The sequence below is a fragment of the Peptococcus simiae genome (assembly GCF_046569735.1).
Taxonomy (GTDB): Bacteria; Bacillota; Peptococcia; order Peptococcales; family Peptococcaceae; genus Peptococcus; species Peptococcus simiae_A.
Window position 1 is genome coordinate 1 of sequence record NZ_JBKICG010000041.1, and the last position, 1,124, is coordinate 1,124.

Genomic DNA, 1,124 nt, shown 5'->3' on the forward strand with positions numbered 1-1,124 from the left:
GAAGGGCCTAATGGGCTTTTATTTTTGGCTGTTGCACTTAATATTACAATTCAAGTCATATTCTAAAATACTAATGATAAGCAAAAAAGGGGCTGTGTCAGAATGAGTAAAATCATTCGACACAGCCTCTGGATTGCAGACAAACTTAGCCCTAATTGATTTATAAAATTCTCCTTAGCTATATATTATAAGCTTACATGGATATATCCATAAACAAAGTCCCTCCTCATTTTTTTGAGCTGGGACTTTGTTTGTTAGAGGGCCTATTTTGCAATAGCCCCTTTTTATATTTTTATTGGAAAAGCTGAATCCAGTTCTGAGTGCTGCCTGCATGATAACCAAAGCCTGCGTATTTATTATAGGGCTTAAGAATATTACCTCTATGGCCCGGGGAGTTCATCCATCTATTCACAGCTTCTTCTGGTGAATACAGGTCCCTATCGCTAGTGGTTAAGGTTGAGCCTAAATTTTCACTTAAATTACCTTGCTTAATAAACTGCGACAGGCCGACATCATTCAAAACGGTACTGGGTTTGCTCCCATCTAATCTTCTATGTGGATTCCAGCCGGCTGCTTCTTTAGCTTCAAAGCCGGCCAAGGAATTAATACCCTGCAAGGCTTCCGTAGTCTCCCTCGCCCTAATCTCAGCCCCTTCACAGAGGGCTGGAGAGAGCTTAACCGGCTTCAGTCCATGCTCAGCCCGGGCAGCATTCACCAGTTCCAGCATCCGCAGCTGGTCTGCTGTAAAAGGCTTTCGAGGGGCTTCTAGGGCCTGGTAGTACAGGCTCTTCTTGAACTCCGGCACATACCGTGCAAAGGCATTAAACAGGACGTTTTCTTCGCTAGTGAGAGGCTTTCTGAACTTGAACGCCTCATACCTAGCTAGGTCTTCTTCGGTCTGGGGGCCTGACTTAGCCCTATCCTTTAACCAGGCTAATTCTTCGCTTGTTAGGGCGCTCTTTTGTTCCTGGGGGGTAAAGGGGTTACTAGGTGTATTCACCTCACTGGAAGGCTTGCTAGGCGTTACGCTGGGCTGGACAGGGTTGGTGGGTTGTGCCGGTTGTACTGGGGCAGCCGGTGCTTGAGGCTGTACCGGGTTAGTATCAGTCCTAGTAATAACCACC

1 protein-coding gene is annotated in these 1,124 nt (G+C 46.2%); it reads right to left on the bottom strand.

Going from position 1 to position 1,124, the window contains the following annotated elements; genetic code table 11:
• Positions 1-292: 292 nt before the first annotated feature.
• The coding region (locus tag ACLGL1_RS09755; RefSeq protein WP_411008482.1) for a CAP domain-containing protein at positions 293-1,124 on the bottom strand (832 nt) is incomplete at its 5' end.